The organism is Streptomyces spinoverrucosus (assembly GCF_006539505.1).
In the GTDB taxonomy this organism is placed as follows: domain Bacteria; phylum Actinomycetota; class Actinomycetes; order Streptomycetales; family Streptomycetaceae; genus Streptomyces; species Streptomyces spinoverrucosus.
Genome location: NZ_BJND01000091.1, coordinates 1 through 15,160, shown reverse-complemented (window position 1 = coordinate 15,160; position 15,160 = coordinate 1). Strand labels below are relative to the sequence as shown.

Genomic DNA, 15,160 nt, shown 5'->3' with positions numbered 1-15,160 from the left:
ATGCGCGACGAACGGTTGGGCAACGCCCTTAAAGGGGCGCGGGGAACTGCGCGACCAGCCACAACGGCGCCGCAGACAACAGACGGCCTACCGCGGCACTCACCGCCGCCTCCGCACCACCACCAGCGCCCCGCCGATGACCACCAGCAGAAAGGAGGCGGCGACAAGAGCACCATGGGGCGTGATGAGCCCGGTACCAGCAAGCTCGTCGGCGAAGGAGAGACGCCCATCCGGAACGGCGGACGGATCGTCGTCCGGCGTGACCGCACCGTCCGACTCCGCCTCCGCCTCCACCTCCGCCTCCCCCTCCGCCCGCACCCGGAACCGATAGTCGTTCGACTGCCCAACCCAGTCACCGTCGTCCTCCCGCCGCTGCACGACGGCCGCGTTGGCGGTGACGTCGTTCGGTACGGCATCGGAGGTCATCGCCAGCCGCACCCGCACGGTCAGCGTCTGCCCGGGCGGCACGGCGAACCCCGCGAACCCGTCACCGATGGCGCCGAAGGCCCCGACGAGCTCGTCCTGGTCGGTCCGCTCGAACCGCACCGGACGCGGCCGCGCCCCCTCGTAGAACTCCAGCCGCGGCTGCGTCGGCTTCAGCGCCCGCTCGCCGTCGACGAGCACGACGACCGGATGGATGCCGGTGCAGGGGCTCTGGGTGGTGTTGGTGAGGTCGATGGACCACATCCCGTACCCGCCGCCGGCGTCGTAGGACTCGGGGCCGCCGTGGATACGCGTGGTGATCGGGAACTGCCGGTTGTCGGAGGCGGCGCAGTCGGGCCCGGCGGCGGCCGCGTGCACTGGCGACGCGGCTCCGCCGAGGAGGGCTGCTGCGGCCAGACAGAGGGAGAGCGGGACGGGCGTGCACAGTCGCATGCCCCCATTCCGCGCCGGACGCCGCCCCCTCCGCGAGGACACCGCGCCGTACGGCCCAACAGGTCCGCCCGATCGGGCAGGCCACACAGCAGGGCGACGCTCACCCCACCACCCGCCCACACAGCAGCGCGACGCTCACCCGACCGCCCGGCCCCAACGGCCGGGTCGGCGTTCAGCAGGGCGGCGTTGAGAACCATGCCGGGGGCGGATTTGGCCCCACGTTCACCGCACCGCCCGCCCCAACAGCCTGGCCACGCTCACCCCACAGCCCGCCCGAACACCCGAGCCACGCTCACCCCACCCCCGCCCACACAGCAGCGCCCCGCTCACCCCACCCCCCGCCCAAACAACGGCCCCAACAGCAACTGCGCCGCCCCCTCGGCAACCACACACCTCCCCCCGAACGCAAGCCGCACCGGCACGGCCTGCTCCCCCGTACGCCGGGCGCGTTCTGCGAGAACTCCGGCGACTCCCCGCACGAACCGCTCCGGCTCACCCGCGACGATCCGCCCGCCCAGCAGTACGAGATCGACGTCGAGCAGCGCGACCAGGTTGCTCGCCCCGACCCCCAGCACCCGCGCCGCTTCCTCCACATCGCCGCGCGCCACCGCGGCCAGACACAGCGCCTCGACGCACCCCCGGTTCCCGCACTCGCACACCGGCCCGTCCAGCTGCACCACCTGATGCCCGAACTCGCCCGCCCCGGTCCGCGCCCCGCGATGGACCGCACCCCCGATCACCAGCCCGCAGCCGAGCCCCGCCGCGAAGTGCAGGTACGCGAAGGACCGGCCCTCCCCCGCCACCGCCAGCCCCAGGGCGGCGGCGTTCGTGTCCTTGTCGACCACCACCGGCATCTCCAGCCGCTGCCCCAGCACATCGCGCAGCGGAAAGCCGTCCCACTCCGGAAACCCGGTGACCCGGTGCAGCACCCCACGAACATGATCGAGCGGCCCGGGCAGCGCGACGCCGACCCCGAGCAGCGACCGCACGTCGGCCGCCGAGTCGCCGCCGAGGACCTCCGTGACGAGGGCCACCACCTGCCCCACCACGGCCTCGGCCCCCGCCCCGAGGTCCATCGCCGTACGGCGCTCGCCCACCACCGCGCCCGCGAGATCGACCAGCACCCCGCGCAGCTCGTCCCGGTCCAGATGCACCCCCACGGCGTGCCCGGCCTCCGGCACCAGCCGCAGCACCGTGCGCGGCTTGCCCCCCGTGGACACCAGCCGCCCGGCCTCACTCACCATCCCCTCGTCCCGCAACCGTCCGGTGATCTTGCTGACGGCCTGCGGGGTCAGCCCGGTCCGCTCGGCGAGCTCCAGCCTGCTGACGCCCTCCGCCCCGGCCCTGCGCAGGAGTTCGAGGACCAGCGCGGCGTTGTGGCTCCGCACCGCCAGCAGATTCGCCCCCTGGCGCGAGCCCTCGCGCGCGCCCGCCCCGGTGGTGGTGTTCGGCCTGTTCACACTCCCATTGTCCTCTCCGCTTGCACTTTGGCAACAGCGTTGCGAAAGTGGACGTATGACTGGCACACCCCCTGGCTCGCCCCTCCGCGTCGGCCTCGTCGGCTACGGTCTCGCGGGCTCCGTCTTCCACGCCCCGCTGATCGCCACCACCGAGGGCCTCACCCTGGACACGGTGGTCACCTCCAACGCCGAGCGGCAGGAGCAGGCCCGCACCGAGTACCCGGGCGTACGGGTCGCCGCCACCCCGGACGAGCTGTTCGAGCGGGCCGGGGACCTGGACCTGATCGTCATCGCGTCCCCGAACAAGACGCACGTCCCCCTCGCCACCGCCGCCCTGAAGTCCGGCCTGCCGGTGGTCGTCGACAAGCCCGTCGCCGGCACCGCGGCCGAGGCCCGTGAGCTGGCCGCCCTCGCCGACGAGCGCGGCCTGCTGCTGTCCGTCTTCCAGAACCGCCGCTGGGACAACGACTTCCTGACCCTGCGCCGACTCCTCGCCGAGGGCGAGCTGGGCGACGTATGGCGCTTCGAGTCCCGCTTCGAGCGGTGGCGGCCCCAGCCGAAGGGCGGCTGGCGGGAGTCCGGCGACCCCGCGGAGATCGGAGGTCTGCTGTACGACCTCGGCAGCCACGTCGTCGACCAGGCCCTGGTCCTCTTCGGCCCCGCCGCCTCGGTCTACGCCGAGTCCGACATCCGCCGCCCGGGCGCGGAGACGGACGACGACACCTTCATCGCCCTCACCCACGCGAACGGCGTCCGTTCCCACCTCTACGTCTCCGCGACGACCGCCCAACTCGGCCCGCGTTTCCGGGTGCTGGGCTCGCAGGCGGGCTACGTCAAGTACGGCCTCGACCCGCAGGAGGCGGCCCTGAGGGACGGGCAGCGCCCCTCGCAGTCCGCCGACTGGGGCACGGAACCCGAGTCGCTGTGGGGCCGCGTCGGCTCCGGCGAGTCCCCGCTGACCGGCGGCGGCCGCCCGCTGCGCACCCTGCCCGGCGACTACCCCGCGTACTACGCCGCGATCGCCGCCGCCCTGCGCGACGGCGCCCCCAACCCGGTGACCGCCCTGGAGGCGGCTGCCGCCCTCGACGTACTGGCAGCGGCCCGCCGTTCGGCCCGAGACGGAGTGACGGTGACCCTGTGACCAACAGCCACAAGAGCGCGATGACCCCGAAGATCACCCCCGAACTGACGCCCACCGTCGAGGAGCTGGAGGCGCAGGAACGCCGACTGGTGTTCCGGCGGTTCGGCTACGACGACGCCTGGGCGCTCGGCTCGCTGCTGGTCGAACTGGCCCGGGAGCGCCAGGCCCCGGTCGCCATCGACATCCACCGCGCCGGCCAGCAGCTCTTCCACGCCGCGCTGCCCGGCTCCACCCCCGACAACGACGCCTGGATCGCCCGCAAGCGCCGGGTGGTGGAGCGCTACGGCTCCGCCTCCTACCTGGTCGGGGCCCGCTTCCGGGCCAAGGGCACGACGTTCGAGGAGGCCTCCCGCCTGGACCCGGACACCTACGCCGCCCACGGCGGGTCCTTCCCGATCACCGTGGAGGGCGTGGGAGTCATCGGCGCGGTGACGGTCTCCGGGCTGCCCCAGCTCCAGGACCACCGCTTCGTGGTGGAGGCGCTGGAGCACTTCCTGGGCGATCAGATCTGACGATCAGATCCGACTGAGCCGGGATTATCCCGAGCGACCCTCCGGTTGGCACACCTGTATCGGCCGTCACAGCAACCGGAGGGATCGCGCCATGAACAACCCCGTAGCCTCACTGAAGGTGCGGCTGGGACGGTACGGCATCTGGAGCGCGGGCCTGCGCTCGGAGGACCCCGACCGCCGCTCCGAGCTCGACGAGTCGGCCGCCGAGCTGGAGGAGCTGGGCTTCGGTGCGCTCTGGCTGGGCGGCAACAGCTCCGCCGCGAACGCCGCCCCGCTCATCCGGGCCACCAAGAGCATCACCGTCGGCACCAGCATCCAGAGCATCTGGCAGCACGAGCCCGCCGACGCCGCCGCGGCCTTCGCCGAGCTGGAGGCGTCCCACCCCGGCCGCTTCCTGCTGGGCCTCGGGGTGAGCCACGCCAAGTTCGCCGACCAGTACCGCCGCCCGTACGCGGCCCTGGTCGGCCACCTCGACGCCCTCGACGCCGCCGGGGTGCCGGCCGAACGCCGGGTGCTGGCGGCGCTGGGCCCGAAGAACCTGGAGCTGGCCCGGGACCGCGCGGCCGGCTCGATCCCCTATCTGGTCACACCGGAACACACGGCGTACGCCCGCGAGATCCTCGGCGAAGCCCCGCTGCTCGCTCCCGAGTTGAAGGTCGTCCTGGAACGGGACCCGGCCCGGGCCCGCAGTGTGGCCCGGGGCTACCTGGCCATGTATCTGTCGCTCCCGAACTACACGAACAATTTCCTCCGCCACGGCTTCACCGAGTCGGACCTGGCGGGCGGCGGCAGCGACCGCCTGATCGACGCGGTGTACGCATGGGGCGACGAGAACCGCGTCCGGGAGCGCATCGCTGCGTTCCACGCGGCGGGCGCGGACCACGTCGCGCTACAGCTCGTGGACGAGAGCCCGCGCGACACCCTGCCGCGCGAGGCGTGGCGCCGCCTGGCCGATCTTCTTGCGTGAATGAAACACGCGCGAAAGACACCGAATAGCACCTTGTGAGACATTTCACGAGGAAATGGCTGGACTGGCACCCGTCGCAGACTTAGTTTCCCTAAAAGAGCAATGCGAGCCTTCCAGGCGAGTGACCTCGCCGATGGCCGCCCGTGCCCGGAAGGTGGACAAGTGAGCGAAGACGCCGTGTGGGTCAGGGGCGTGACCGGCATCCAACTGCACCACGTCACTGATCTCCAAGACGCGCGACGGTTCCTGGGAAACGCCGTCATGGCACTGAGCGCCGCCCACGTCAGGACCGGCGACGCCAGGTTCTCCGGTCTCGCCGACCAGCTCAAGGCAGTGGTCGGGGAAACACGTGACCTGGAGGGCGAGGCCCGGGAGCGGATGCAGCAGCTGCACTCCACGGACCCGGAGCGGTTCGTGCGCTGCCGGGAGGGCGAGGAGCCCTGGCCGGACGAGCACCAGGCGGGCTTCATCCCGCGCCACACCTGCCGGGACGAGTGCCTGTACCACGACCGCGAGGTGCTGGACGCCATCATGCAGTGCACCTGCGGCCGTCCCCCGTGCCGCGCGTGCGCCATCGCGGGCGCGCCTTGACACACCAGGCCTGTCCGGCGGATCACGTCGGACAGGCCTGGTCGGGCGTACGCGCGTCGAACCGTTGATGCGCCCGGGCATCCCCAACTCGCCTTGACAGGCCGTCGTCAGAGGCGTTGCCTGGAATTGAGGCAGCTTCTCACGGTGTGTCCAGATCGACCAGATCCGCGCCCATGGCCAAGGGCCGGAAGCGGGCGGCGATGACTCATGGCGACGTACGAGTATTTCTGCAATCGCTGCGGTTCGTTCGACGTGAAGCGGCCCATCGGCACCGCGTCGGCCGAGGAGGTCTGCCCGCGGTGCTCGAATACCGCTCGGCGCGTGTACACATCCCCCGGAACTGCCTTCACGTCGCCCGCGGTCGCGGGCCTGCGCGAGCTGGAGGAAGAGTCTCGGGAAAACCCCGCGGTGGTCACGCGGGTGCCTCCCAAGGAGGCAGCGCCGAGGCCGACCCACCCGGCCCACGCCCGGCTTCCCCGGCCCTGACAGGGAAGTTCGGACCGGCCGGTAAGCCCTTCCGGGAAGGGCGAGTTATCGGGAGGTGTGTCCCTTGGCCAATGTCGGGCTTCTCTTCGTGGGCGCGGTGCTGTTCCTGAACGGGCTGATGCTGCTGGGGAAGGTGGACAGCCGGGCAGCCGCCATATTCAATCTGTTCGTGGGCGGGCTTCAGGTCCTCACACCCACATATCTCATCATCGCCGCGAATCAGGATTCCGAGCGAATTCTGCTGGCATCGGGCATCTTCCTCTTCGGTTTCACCTACCTGTATGTAGGGATCGGCCTGCTGATGGGGCTCGACACGACCGGCGTGGGCTATTACTCGCTGTTCGTGTCCATCGTGGCTCTGGGCTATTCCTTCGTCAGTTTCCGGCAGTTCGGCGATCAGCCGTTCGGCGTCATATGGCTCTACTGGGCGTTCCTCTGGTTCCTCTTCTTCCTGCTCCTGGGCCTGAAACTGGAGAGGCTGACGCCTTATGTCGGCTGGGTGACCGCGATCGAAGGCTGGGTGACCGGTGTCATACCGGCATTCCTGCTGCTGTCCGGTTACTGGGTCCCGGAGAACTTCTACGAGATCGCGATCGCACTGGGCGCGTTCGGTGTGCTGACCTTCGGCGGGCTGTGGTTCGCACTGCGCCACAGGCGGCCCGGCAGGCCCGCGGAGGAGTACGGCGCTTACCCGGCCGGCAGCCACGGCTAGATCCTTCGGCGCCGCGCCACGCTCGTAATCGCTCACCACATACAAAAGAACATGAGGGATTCACATGCCTGAAGTAATCTTCAGCGTCGACCAGTCCCGGTCGATGCGCGACCAGGAAGTACCTGGACACAACAGGTGGCATCCTGATGTTCCGAACGCCGCGATGGTCCGCCCCGGGGACGAGTTCCGCCTCGAATGCCGCGACTGGACCGATGCGCAGATCGGCAACAACGACTCCGCCAACGACGTCCGCGATATCGACCTGAAGCGTTGCCACATGCTCAGTGGGCCGATAGGCATCGAAGGCGCGGAGCCGGGCGACCTGCTCATCGTCGACATCCTCGAGCTCGGGCCGGTGCCGCAGCAGGTCGGCGACGCACCGGGTCAAGGCTGGGGATACACCGGCGTTTTCGCCAAGGCCAACGGTGGAGGCTTCCTGACGGACTACTTCCCGGACTCCCTCAAGGCGGTCTGGGACTTCCACGGGCAGATGGCGACCACCAGGCACCTTCCCGGTGTCCGCTTCACCGGCATCACCCACCCCGGTCTCTTCGGCACCGCGCCGTCCGCGGAACTGCTTGAGCGGTGGAACAGGCGTGAGCAGGCCCTGGTCGACACCGACCCCGACCGCGTCCCGCCGCTGGGACTCACACCCGACCCCGAGCAGGCACTGGCCGGCAAGGCGACCGGATCGGACGCCGAACGCATCGGCCAGGAAGGCGCACGAACCGTTCCCGCACGGGAGAACGGCGGCAACCAGGACATCAAGAACTTCACGCGTGGATCACGCGTCTTCGTCCCCGTCCATGTCAAGGACGCCAAGCTGTCGGCCGGTGACCTGCACTTCAGCCAGGGCGACGGTGAGATCACCTTCTGCGGCGCCATCGAGATGGGCGGCTACATCGACTTCCACGTCGATCTGATCAAGGGCGGCATGGAGAAGTACGGTGTCACGACCAACCCCGTCTTCATGCCGGGCAACGTCGAGCCGCGGTACTCGGAGTTCATGTCCTTCGTCGGGATCTCCGTGGACCACGACACCGACACCAACTACTACATGGACGCGACGGTCGCCTATCGCCGCGCCTGCCTCAACGCCGTCGAATACCTGAAGAGGTTCGGCTACTCCGGAGAGCAGGCCTACCTGCTCCTCGGTGCCGCCCCCATCGAGGGACGCATCAGCGGGATCGTCGACATCCCCAACGCCTGCTGCTCCCTCTACCTCCCGACCAGCATCTTCGACTTCGACGTCCGTCCCACCGCGGAGGGCCCGAAGGTCGCAGACCGCGGTCAGTGCGCGGTGGCGAGCTGAGGCCGACCCGTCACCCAGGGCAAGGGGGACCTCCGCGTGACCGGGGGTCCCCCAACCTCTCAGGCACTGGTCAGGCGTCCTTGAACTCCTGCCGCTGCCGCCCCAGCCCCTCGATCTCCAGCTCCACCACGTCTCCCGCCCGCAGATACGGCTTGGGCTCGGGCTGCCCCAACGCAACCCCCGCCGGCGTCCCGGTATTGATGACATCCCCGGGGTAGAGCGTCATGAACTGACTGACGTACCGCACCACTTCCCCCACGGAGAAGATCTGCTCGGCGGTCGTCCCGTCCTGCTTCAGCTCCCCATTGACCCACAGCCGCAGCGACAGCTGCTGCGGATCCGGCACCTCGTCCGCCGTCACCAGCCACGGCCCCAGCGGGTTGAACGTCTCGCAGTTCTTGCCCTTGTCCCAGGTCCCCCCACGCTCGATCTGGAACTCCCGCTCGGACACGTCGTGCGCCACCGCGTACCCGGCGACATGCGCGAGCCCGTCCTGCGCCGACTCCAGGTAGCGGGCGGTACGTCCGATGACGACCGCCAGCTCCACCTCCCAGTCGGTCTTCCGGGACCCGCGCGGCACGAGCACGGTGTCGTGCGGCCCGACCACCGTGTCCGCGGCCTTGAAGAAGATCACCGGCTCGGCGGGCGGCTCGGCCCCGGTCTCCCGGGCGTGGTCGTGGTAGTTCAGCCCGATGCACACGATCTTGCCGATCCGCCCCAGCGGCGCCCCGATCCGCAGCCCGGCGGCGTCCAGCACGGGCAGCTCCCCGGCCCCGGCGGCATCCCGGATCCGGCCGAGCGCGGCCTCGTCCGCGAGCAGCGCCCCGTCGATGTCGGACACGAGCCCGGACAGATCCCGCAGCACACCCTCGGCGTCCAGCAGCGCGGGCCGCTCCGCCCCGGCCGTACCGACTCGCAGCAGCTTCATGGTCACAATCTCCCTCGATCGCGGGGGCGCCCGCCGATGTGTGCAGCCATCGGAGGACTGGTCGATCCTCCAAGGTGACGGTCCAGTCCGCAATACCCCGTTCACGTACTGGACCGTAGCCACCGGAGTTCAGCGGTAGAGCACAGCCCGCTCGACGGCACTCCACGTCGTACTGGTCACCACGTACAGCGCGGCCGCCAACGGCACCACCGCCACGGTGATGAGCGTCAGGAAGGACATGAACGGCATGACCTTGGTGACGGCGCCGAGGCCGGGCAGCTGCCCACCGTCCACCGGTACGGGACTTCCGACGGCCATCATCCGCTTCGTACGGCGGTAGTTGAACGCGGCGACCACCACGACCACGGCGAACAGCCCGACGTACACCAGCCCCGCCGCCCCGAACACCCCACCGTCACCCAGCGCGTCCACCCACCGGTCCCCCAGGGGCGCGGCCAGCAGCTGATGACCGAGCAGGGCGTTCGCCTCGCCGCCGATCGTCGGATTCGAGAACAGGTGGTAGAGCAGGAAAAACGCGGGCAACTGCATCAGACCGGGCAGACAGCCCGCGAGCGGTGACACCTTCTCCTTGGCGTGCAGCTCCAGCACAGCCTGCTGAAGCCGCTCTGGATTCTTCCGGTACTTCTTGCGCAGCTCGGCGATCTTCGGCTGCAACGCGGTACGCGCCTTCTGTCCCCGCGCGGCCGCCCGGGACAGCGGCAGCACCAGCAGTCGTACGAACGCGGTGAACAGGACGATCGCGGCGGCGGCCGCGGAGGCGTGGAACAGCGGCTGAAGCAGCTCGGCCAACTGCTCGACCAGGGTGGCGAAAACGGACATGGGTGAGCCCTCCGTCGTGGGTCTCGTCGTGCCGGGAGATGGGATGGCGGCATGACGACCCGCGCGGGGTCACGGTGGTCTGGTGTTGCGCTGAGGTGGCGTGCCCTACGCGACGGTCGTCAGCAGGGCGTGTCCGGGCGCTCGGGGCCGGGTGCGTCCCTTGGCGTCGGGGTCGCGTTGCGGCAGGAAGGCCGTACGACGGTCCCGGTCGCGGATGGCCGTACGCACCCGCGTGGGCGGCACGGCGGGCGCGCAGCGCGCGGCGACCAGCAGGCAGACGGCGAGCGCCGACCCGGCCGCGGCGGTCGCGGCGAGCGCGACGGTGGCGGAGAGGGTGCCGGCGTCCAGCAGGGCCAGGTCGAGGAAGAGGATCAGGAGCAGGACGGCGGGGCGCGACTTCGCGCACGTCCGGATCATCGCCGCCTCCCCCTCTCCTCAATACCTCTCGCAATACCGTTCGTTTATACCTCACCGCGGGCGCATGGACAGGAGCGTCCCCCACACCACCAGGCGGTACTTGGACGTGTACTCGGGGGTGCAGGTGGTGAGGGTGATGTAGTAGCCGGGCTCGCGGTAGCCCCGGCCGGGGTGGACGAGGCTGCGCGGCACGGGCCGTATCACTGCGGTGTCGCGGGCGGAGGTCTGCGGGACGGTCTGGTCGACGGCGTACGTGTACACGGCCGACCGCGTCTCTACGACGATCCGGTCGCCGTCGTCGAGCCGGTTGAGGTATCGGAAGGGCTCGCCGTGGGTGTTGCGGTGCCCGGCGAGCGCGAAGTTCCCGGCGTGGCCGGGCTGTGCGGTGCCGGGGTAGTGACCGGCGTACCCCTTGTTGAGGACGTGCGGCTTGCTGATGCCTGCGGCGACGGGGACGCGGAGGTTCAGGCGGGGGATGGCGAGGATGGCGTAGGCGTCGGAGGGGTGGGGGCGGGGTGCCGAGACGGGGGTGTCTCGCCGGGTGGGGGCTCGCCGCTCGGGCGAAGGCTCGCTGTCGGCGGTCTCCGTCGGGTCGCTCTCCTGAACGCCGGGCGTGGCCCCGCCCCACTCCTGCTCCAGCGCCGCGACCTCCCGCTCGGCGCCCTCCCTCGCCTGCCGGTTGGTCCACCACAGCTGGTGCACGACGAGGAGGAGCAGGACGATCCCGACGGTGACGAGGGCCTCGCCACCGACCCACAGGACGCGTCGGCGCCGGGCACGCCGACGACGGGTGGCGTGCTGCACGACGGGCACGCGCATGGCGGTCGCCTCCTACACCGTCGTACGGGATGGGGGCCGCCCGCACGATAAGGGGTGGGGCGCGAGGTCTCCATAGCCGGTGCTCGACTCGCACCTGTCCGGGTGCTTGTCCGACCCTTCGAACCCTTCCTCAACTGGTTTGAGAAAGGCCTGTCGGAACCCTCGACAACCCCAGCCGCCACACCCGATGCTTCCTGTCGATCCCCACGGGACTGGCCCCGAAGCCGGTTCGACGACCGGCCGTTGATGGAGGCGAAGAAGCCATGATCCGACGCAGAACACTGCTGGCGGCCACGGGCGGCGCGCTGTTCACCAGCGCCCTGGCGACGGGTACGGCACACGCGGACGCGACGATCGCCGTCAACCCATCGACGACGTACGGCTCTTGGGAGGGCTGGGGCACGTCCCTGGCCTGGTGGGCGAACGTGTTCGGCGCGCGGGACGACTTCGCCGACCTGTTCTTCACGACCAGGACGGTGACGTACAACGGCACGGCACTGCCCGGCCTCGGCCTGAACATCGCCCGCTACAACCTCGGCGCGTGCAGCTGGAACAGCGTGAACGGCGAGAGCATGGTCGAGTCTCCCAACATCCCCGCGTTCAAGCAGATCGAGGGCTTCTGGCAGGACTGGAACAACGAGGACCCCACATCCTCGGCCTGGGACTGGACGGCGGACGCGAACCAGCGCGCGGCGCTGGTGAAGGCGACGCAGCGCGGCGCGGTGAGCGAGCTGTTCGCCAACTCGCCGATGTGGTGGATGTGCAACAACCACAACCCGTCCGGCGCGGCGGACGGCGGCAACAACCTCCAGACCTGGAACTACCGCCAGCACGCCTCCCACCTGGCGGCGGTCGCGCTGCACGCCCGTAACAACTGGGGCGTGAACTTCGCGACGGTCGACCCCTTCAACGAGCCGGCGTCGAGCTGGTGGACGGCGACGGGCACACAGGAGGGCTGCCACATGGACCCGGCGGTGCAGGCCGCCGTACTCCCGTACATGCGCAGCGAGTTGGACAAGCGCGGCCTGACGGGCATCCGCATCGCGGCGTCGGACGAGACGAACTACGACACGGCACGTTCGACGTGGGCGTCCTTCAACGCGTCCACGAAGTCCCTGGTCTCGCAGGTCAACGTGCACGGCTACCAGGGCGCGGGCGGCCGAAGGGATTTGTTGTACACGGACGTCGTGACGACATCCCGCAAGAAACTCTGGAACTCGGAAACGGGCGACGGCGACGGCACGGGCCTGACGATGGCCCGGAACCTCTGCTACGACTTCCGCTGGCTGCACCCCACGGCCTGGTGCTACTGGCAGGTCATGGACCCGACGACGGGCTGGGCGATGATCGCGTACAACGCGAGCACGCTGCAGCCGACGACGGTCCAGCCGAAGTACTACGTCATGGCGCAGTTCAGCCGCCACATCCGCCCGGGCATGACGCTCCTCGACACCGGCGTGAGCTACGCGGTGGCGGCGTACTCGGCGTCGGCGCGACGCCTGGTGATCGTGGCGGTGAACACGTCGACATCGGCGCAGACGCTCACCTTCGACCTGTCCCGTTTCTCGACGGTGACGGGCGGGTCCGGGGGCCTGGTCCCGCGCTGGAACACGGCGACGAGCGGTTCGGACCGCTACCGGGCGTACTCGGACACGCGCCTGAACGGCAAGTCGGTGAGCGTGCCGTTCGCGGCGGGGGCGGTGCAGACGTTGCAAGTGGACGGCGTGACGCTCTAGGACGATCTACAGGGGGACGGGCTCCCCGACCCCGAGGAGATTCCCCTCACTGTCCCGGAACCAGGCGGCACGCTCCCCTCGCGCCCCCTTGCTCGGATAGTGCCCCTCGACCTCGGCGATCCCGTCCTCCCCCGTCCGCAACCCCGGCAGGTCGACGACCTCGAACACAACACCCCGCCGCCGGAGCACGGCCACCACACCCTCAATGTCGTCGACCTGCCACGCCATCTGCGTAAAGGTCCCCGGCGAGACCCCCGCCGACTGAAAGAGGACGAATTCCACACCCCCACACCGATACAGCAGCCCACCGGGCCGCTCGTCGACGGGCTCCAGCCCCAGCTTCTCGGAATAGAACCGCCGAGCCCGCCCAAGATCCTGGGCGGGCAGCCGGGCGGCCACAGCCCCCCGCGCCAAATGATCCATCTCCTCCATACCCATACCTTCACTGTGCCGCAGCCGCCCGGCACGGTCCTGTCGACCGCCCGACCGCCCGACCACCGGACCGCCCGACCACCGGACCGCCCGACCACCGGACCGCCCGACCACCGGACCGCCCGACCACGGGACGCCCGCCCACCTGACCACCTGACTCTCCTTTGACACCACTCGGCAGTACGGTGTCCCCCATGCGCCCCGACACGCCTGCCGAGAACGTCGACCACACCGCCGAGGCGGCCCGCCTGGAGCGAACCGCCGGCCTCTACCCCGAGGACGCCGAGGCCCTGCTGCTGCGGGCCGCGGCCCACCTGGAACTGTCCGGCGACCGCCCCGCCGCGACCGCGCTCTACGACCGCCTGCTGTCGTCTCCCGACGCCCTGGAGAACTCCTTCCTGGTCCGCGCCCTGAAGGCCTCGAACCTCTGGGAGTACGGCCACGAGGCGGAGGCCCGAGCGATCATCGACGGCATCCGCACGGCGTCCCCGAGGGACCCGGCCCCCTGGGTGATCGTGGCCGAGGCCCTCGAATCGCACGACGAGCTGGAGACGGCGCAGGAGGTCTTCACGCAGGCCACCCGCCTCCTCCTGACGGACGGGTCGGCGCCCCCGCAGTCCACACACGCCCTCTTCTTCGGCCGCCACCGGGTACGCCGCATGCTGGGCCTCCCCCACGACGACTGGGACATCCTGGCCGACACCCTGCACTCGATGCCGGTCTCCCTGGACGAGCTGCACGACCCGAAGCGCGTATGGTCCCTGGGCTCGGACAACCCGGCGGAACTGGAGGCGGAGATCTCCCGCCTACGCGCGGAACTGGGCGCCTACCGAGAGGCCCTCTCCCGCCCGTTCCCGGTGGCGGTACTGCACTGGCCGCAGACGGAGCTGACGGAACTCCTGTCGGCGTACCCGACCCTGACCTCGGAGTACCCGTCCCACGAGGAGCACCTGTCGACGATAGAGGCGTCACTACGAGAGCTGGCGTCCTCGGGAACACCAAACCTGGGCGTCGTAACGGGCACGGTCCCGTCGTACGAGGCCTTCGCAGCCTCGGAAGCCACGTCCCCGGACGACCCGACCCTCCTCCCCCAGTACGCGACGACCCTGGCGGCACGGGGCAGAGCGGTGCCGTGGCCACCGGAGCGGACCGGGGTGTGCTGGTGCGGAACGGGACGGACGTACGGGGACTGCCACGGCACGGAGGACTAGGCGAGGACCCCCCTCTGCCGCGCCGCCTGCCGTTTGGTGGTGTACCTGGCCCCCATCGCCAGCAGCACGGAGGCCGCCGCGCCGGTGGCGGCAAGGCCATTGAGCCACACGTAGCTTTCGGAACTGGGGTACGTCGTCCCGTCCTCCAGAACGCAGTCAAAGGCAGGCGGCAGATACGAGGCACGGTGGCCCACGAGTCGCTCCACAAGGTGGGGAGAAGCATCGCGGCAGGCGGGCGCGGGAGAGGAACCTGCCCCCGACCGGGACTCGTGGTCGGACAGTTGGACGGCCCCGAGCGCCATGACCAGGAGCATGACCGCACCTGCCGCCGCCATACCGGCACCCCAGCGCAACAACCTCACGCCCCAGTCGGAGCGCCGCCCCGGCAAGACGACGGACACCAGCTTGACGACCACGGCGATGACCCACACAGGCACGGCGAAGAGAGCCGCGAAAGCAAGCAGAACAAACAAGCCCCGGTCTCCCCCCACCGACCCAACGAACAGCCGTTCGCACGCTCGGCGCAGCCTAGCCGCTCTCCTTCTGCATCACTCCGCAAACCAGAGGAAGCCGCCCCCCTGCCGCACCCCGCACCCCAGACACCGCGCACCCGCACCCGGCCACGAACGGCCACCCCGCCCCCACCGTCCCCGCCGCCCCACCCCTGGGCCGCCCGGCCATCACTGCACACCGCGGTGGAGGGGCGAGTGTCAAGAGTGG

17 protein-coding genes are annotated in these 15,160 nt (G+C 70.3%); 9 read left to right on the top strand and 8 right to left on the bottom strand.

All coding sequences use genetic code 11. The annotated features are described in order from the left end of the window. Positions 1–99 precede the first annotated feature (99 nt). Positions 100–876, bottom strand: a complete 777-nt coding sequence (locus SSP24_RS38615) for a hypothetical protein (protein WP_141315325.1) — start codon at positions 874–876, stop codon at positions 100–102. 326 nt (positions 877–1,202) lie between these two features. Continuing rightward, positions 1,203–2,336 (bottom strand): ROK family transcriptional regulator, encoded by a 1,134-nt coding sequence (locus tag SSP24_RS38610; protein WP_229865304.1) that lies wholly within the window; start codon positions 2,334–2,336, stop codon positions 1,203–1,205. 55 nt (positions 2,337–2,391) lie between these two features. Here SSP24_RS38610 and SSP24_RS38605 point away from each other — a divergent pair, with 55 nt between their 5' ends. The 7 genes from SSP24_RS38605 to fmdA all read left to right on the top strand — a co-directional run bounded on the left by SSP24_RS38605 (position 2,392) and on the right by fmdA (position 8,057). Next, positions 2,392–3,477 (top strand): Gfo/Idh/MocA family protein, encoded by a 1,086-nt coding sequence (locus SSP24_RS38605; protein ID WP_141315321.1) that lies wholly within the window; start codon positions 2,392–2,394, stop codon positions 3,475–3,477. A 20-nt stretch (positions 3,478–3,497) separates the two neighbouring features. Then, positions 3,498–3,989: a heme-degrading domain-containing protein gene (locus SSP24_RS38600; RefSeq protein WP_141315354.1), complete on the top strand. Its 492-nt coding sequence runs from the start codon at positions 3,498–3,500 to the stop codon at positions 3,987–3,989. Between the two features lie 91 nt (positions 3,990–4,080). Then, entirely contained in the window at positions 4,081–4,956 is an 876-nt protein-coding gene (locus tag SSP24_RS38595) for an LLM class F420-dependent oxidoreductase (protein ID WP_141315320.1), read from the top strand. A 162-nt stretch (positions 4,957–5,118) separates the two neighbouring features. Next, positions 5,119–5,547, top strand: a complete 429-nt coding sequence (locus SSP24_RS38590; RefSeq protein WP_141315318.1) for a hypothetical protein — start codon at positions 5,119–5,121, stop codon at positions 5,545–5,547. A 207-nt stretch (positions 5,548–5,754) separates the two neighbouring features. Then, complete coding sequence (locus tag SSP24_RS45425; protein WP_141315316.1) at positions 5,755–6,033, top strand: FmdB family zinc ribbon protein; 279 nt, start codon at positions 5,755–5,757, stop codon at positions 6,031–6,033. A 64-nt stretch (positions 6,034–6,097) separates the two neighbouring features. Next, complete coding sequence (locus tag SSP24_RS38580; RefSeq protein WP_141315314.1) at positions 6,098–6,745, top strand: AmiS/UreI family transporter; 648 nt, start codon at positions 6,098–6,100, stop codon at positions 6,743–6,745. Between the two features lie 64 nt (positions 6,746–6,809). Then, positions 6,810–8,057, top strand: a complete 1,248-nt coding sequence (fmdA, locus tag SSP24_RS38575; protein ID WP_141315312.1) for a formamidase — start codon at positions 6,810–6,812, stop codon at positions 8,055–8,057. Between the two features lie 70 nt (positions 8,058–8,127). On the opposite strand, the gene SSP24_RS38570 is transcribed toward fmdA, so the two are convergent. The 4 genes from SSP24_RS38570 to SSP24_RS38555 form a co-directional block, all read right to left on the bottom strand. Beyond that, on the bottom strand, positions 8,128–8,985 hold the full coding sequence (locus SSP24_RS38570) for a fumarylacetoacetate hydrolase family protein (protein WP_141315310.1): 858 nt from the start codon (positions 8,983–8,985) through the stop codon (positions 8,128–8,130). Positions 8,986–9,114: 129 nt separating this feature from the next. Beyond that, complete coding sequence (locus SSP24_RS38565; protein ID WP_141315308.1) at positions 9,115–9,825, bottom strand: YidC/Oxa1 family membrane protein insertase; 711 nt, start codon at positions 9,823–9,825, stop codon at positions 9,115–9,117. A gap of 105 nt (positions 9,826–9,930) precedes the next feature. Then, positions 9,931–10,242, bottom strand: a complete 312-nt coding sequence (locus tag SSP24_RS38560) for a DUF6412 domain-containing protein (RefSeq protein ID WP_141315306.1) — start codon at positions 10,240–10,242, stop codon at positions 9,931–9,933. A gap of 51 nt (positions 10,243–10,293) precedes the next feature. Beyond that, complete coding sequence (locus tag SSP24_RS38555) at positions 10,294–11,061, bottom strand: class E sortase (RefSeq protein ID WP_141315304.1); 768 nt, start codon at positions 11,059–11,061, stop codon at positions 10,294–10,296. A 263-nt stretch (positions 11,062–11,324) separates the two neighbouring features. On the opposite strand from SSP24_RS38555, the gene SSP24_RS38550 reads away from it, so the two are divergent. Further along, entirely contained in the window at positions 11,325–12,797 is a 1,473-nt protein-coding gene (locus SSP24_RS38550; RefSeq protein ID WP_141315302.1) for a glycoside hydrolase, read from the top strand. Positions 12,798–12,803: 6 nt separating this feature from the next. On the opposite strand, the gene SSP24_RS38545 is transcribed toward SSP24_RS38550, so the two are convergent. Continuing rightward, positions 12,804–13,235 (bottom strand): VOC family protein, encoded by a 432-nt coding sequence (locus SSP24_RS38545; RefSeq protein ID WP_141315300.1) that lies wholly within the window; start codon positions 13,233–13,235, stop codon positions 12,804–12,806. Between the two features lie 188 nt (positions 13,236–13,423). Between SSP24_RS38545 and SSP24_RS38540 the strand changes: the two genes are divergently transcribed. Further along, positions 13,424–14,440 (top strand): SEC-C domain-containing protein, encoded by a 1,017-nt coding sequence (locus SSP24_RS38540; RefSeq protein ID WP_141315298.1) that lies wholly within the window; start codon positions 13,424–13,426, stop codon positions 14,438–14,440. Here SSP24_RS38540 and SSP24_RS38535 read toward each other — a convergent pair. Continuing rightward, complete coding sequence (locus SSP24_RS38535; RefSeq protein WP_229865301.1) at positions 14,437–14,913, bottom strand: hypothetical protein; 477 nt, start codon at positions 14,911–14,913, stop codon at positions 14,437–14,439. The genes SSP24_RS38540 and SSP24_RS38535 overlap by 4 nt on opposite strands. Between the last annotated feature and the right edge of the window lie 247 nt (positions 14,914–15,160).

Bases quoted from the DNA above. Each gene is read 5' to 3' on its own strand.
- SSP24_RS38615 (WP_141315325.1), bottom strand. From the start codon at position 876: ATGCGACTGTGCACGCCCGTCCCGCTCTCCCTCTGTCTGGCCGCAGCA.
- SSP24_RS38605 (WP_141315321.1), top strand. From the start codon at position 2,392: ATGACTGGCACACCCCCTGGCTCGCCCCTCCGCGTCGGCCTCGTCGGC.
- SSP24_RS38600 (WP_141315354.1), top strand. From the start codon at position 3,498: ATGACCCCGAAGATCACCCCCGAACTGACGCCCACCGTCGAGGAGCTG.
- SSP24_RS38595 (WP_141315320.1), top strand. From the start codon at position 4,081: ATGAACAACCCCGTAGCCTCACTGAAGGTGCGGCTGGGACGGTACGGC.
- SSP24_RS45425 (WP_141315316.1), top strand. From the start codon at position 5,755: ATGGCGACGTACGAGTATTTCTGCAATCGCTGCGGTTCGTTCGACGTG.
- fmdA (WP_141315312.1), top strand. From the start codon at position 6,810: ATGCCTGAAGTAATCTTCAGCGTCGACCAGTCCCGGTCGATGCGCGAC.
- SSP24_RS38570 (WP_141315310.1), bottom strand. From the start codon at position 8,985: ATGAAGCTGCTGCGAGTCGGTACGGCCGGGGCGGAGCGGCCCGCGCTG.
- SSP24_RS38565 (WP_141315308.1), bottom strand. From the start codon at position 9,825: ATGTCCGTTTTCGCCACCCTGGTCGAGCAGTTGGCCGAGCTGCTTCAG.
- SSP24_RS38560 (WP_141315306.1), bottom strand. From the start codon at position 10,242: ATGATCCGGACGTGCGCGAAGTCGCGCCCCGCCGTCCTGCTCCTGATC.
- SSP24_RS38555 (WP_141315304.1), bottom strand. From the start codon at position 11,061: ATGCGCGTGCCCGTCGTGCAGCACGCCACCCGTCGTCGGCGTGCCCGG.
- SSP24_RS38550 (WP_141315302.1), top strand. From the start codon at position 11,325: ATGATCCGACGCAGAACACTGCTGGCGGCCACGGGCGGCGCGCTGTTC.
- SSP24_RS38545 (WP_141315300.1), bottom strand. From the start codon at position 13,235: ATGGGTATGGAGGAGATGGATCATTTGGCGCGGGGGGCTGTGGCCGCC.
- SSP24_RS38540 (WP_141315298.1), top strand. From the start codon at position 13,424: ATGCGCCCCGACACGCCTGCCGAGAACGTCGACCACACCGCCGAGGCG.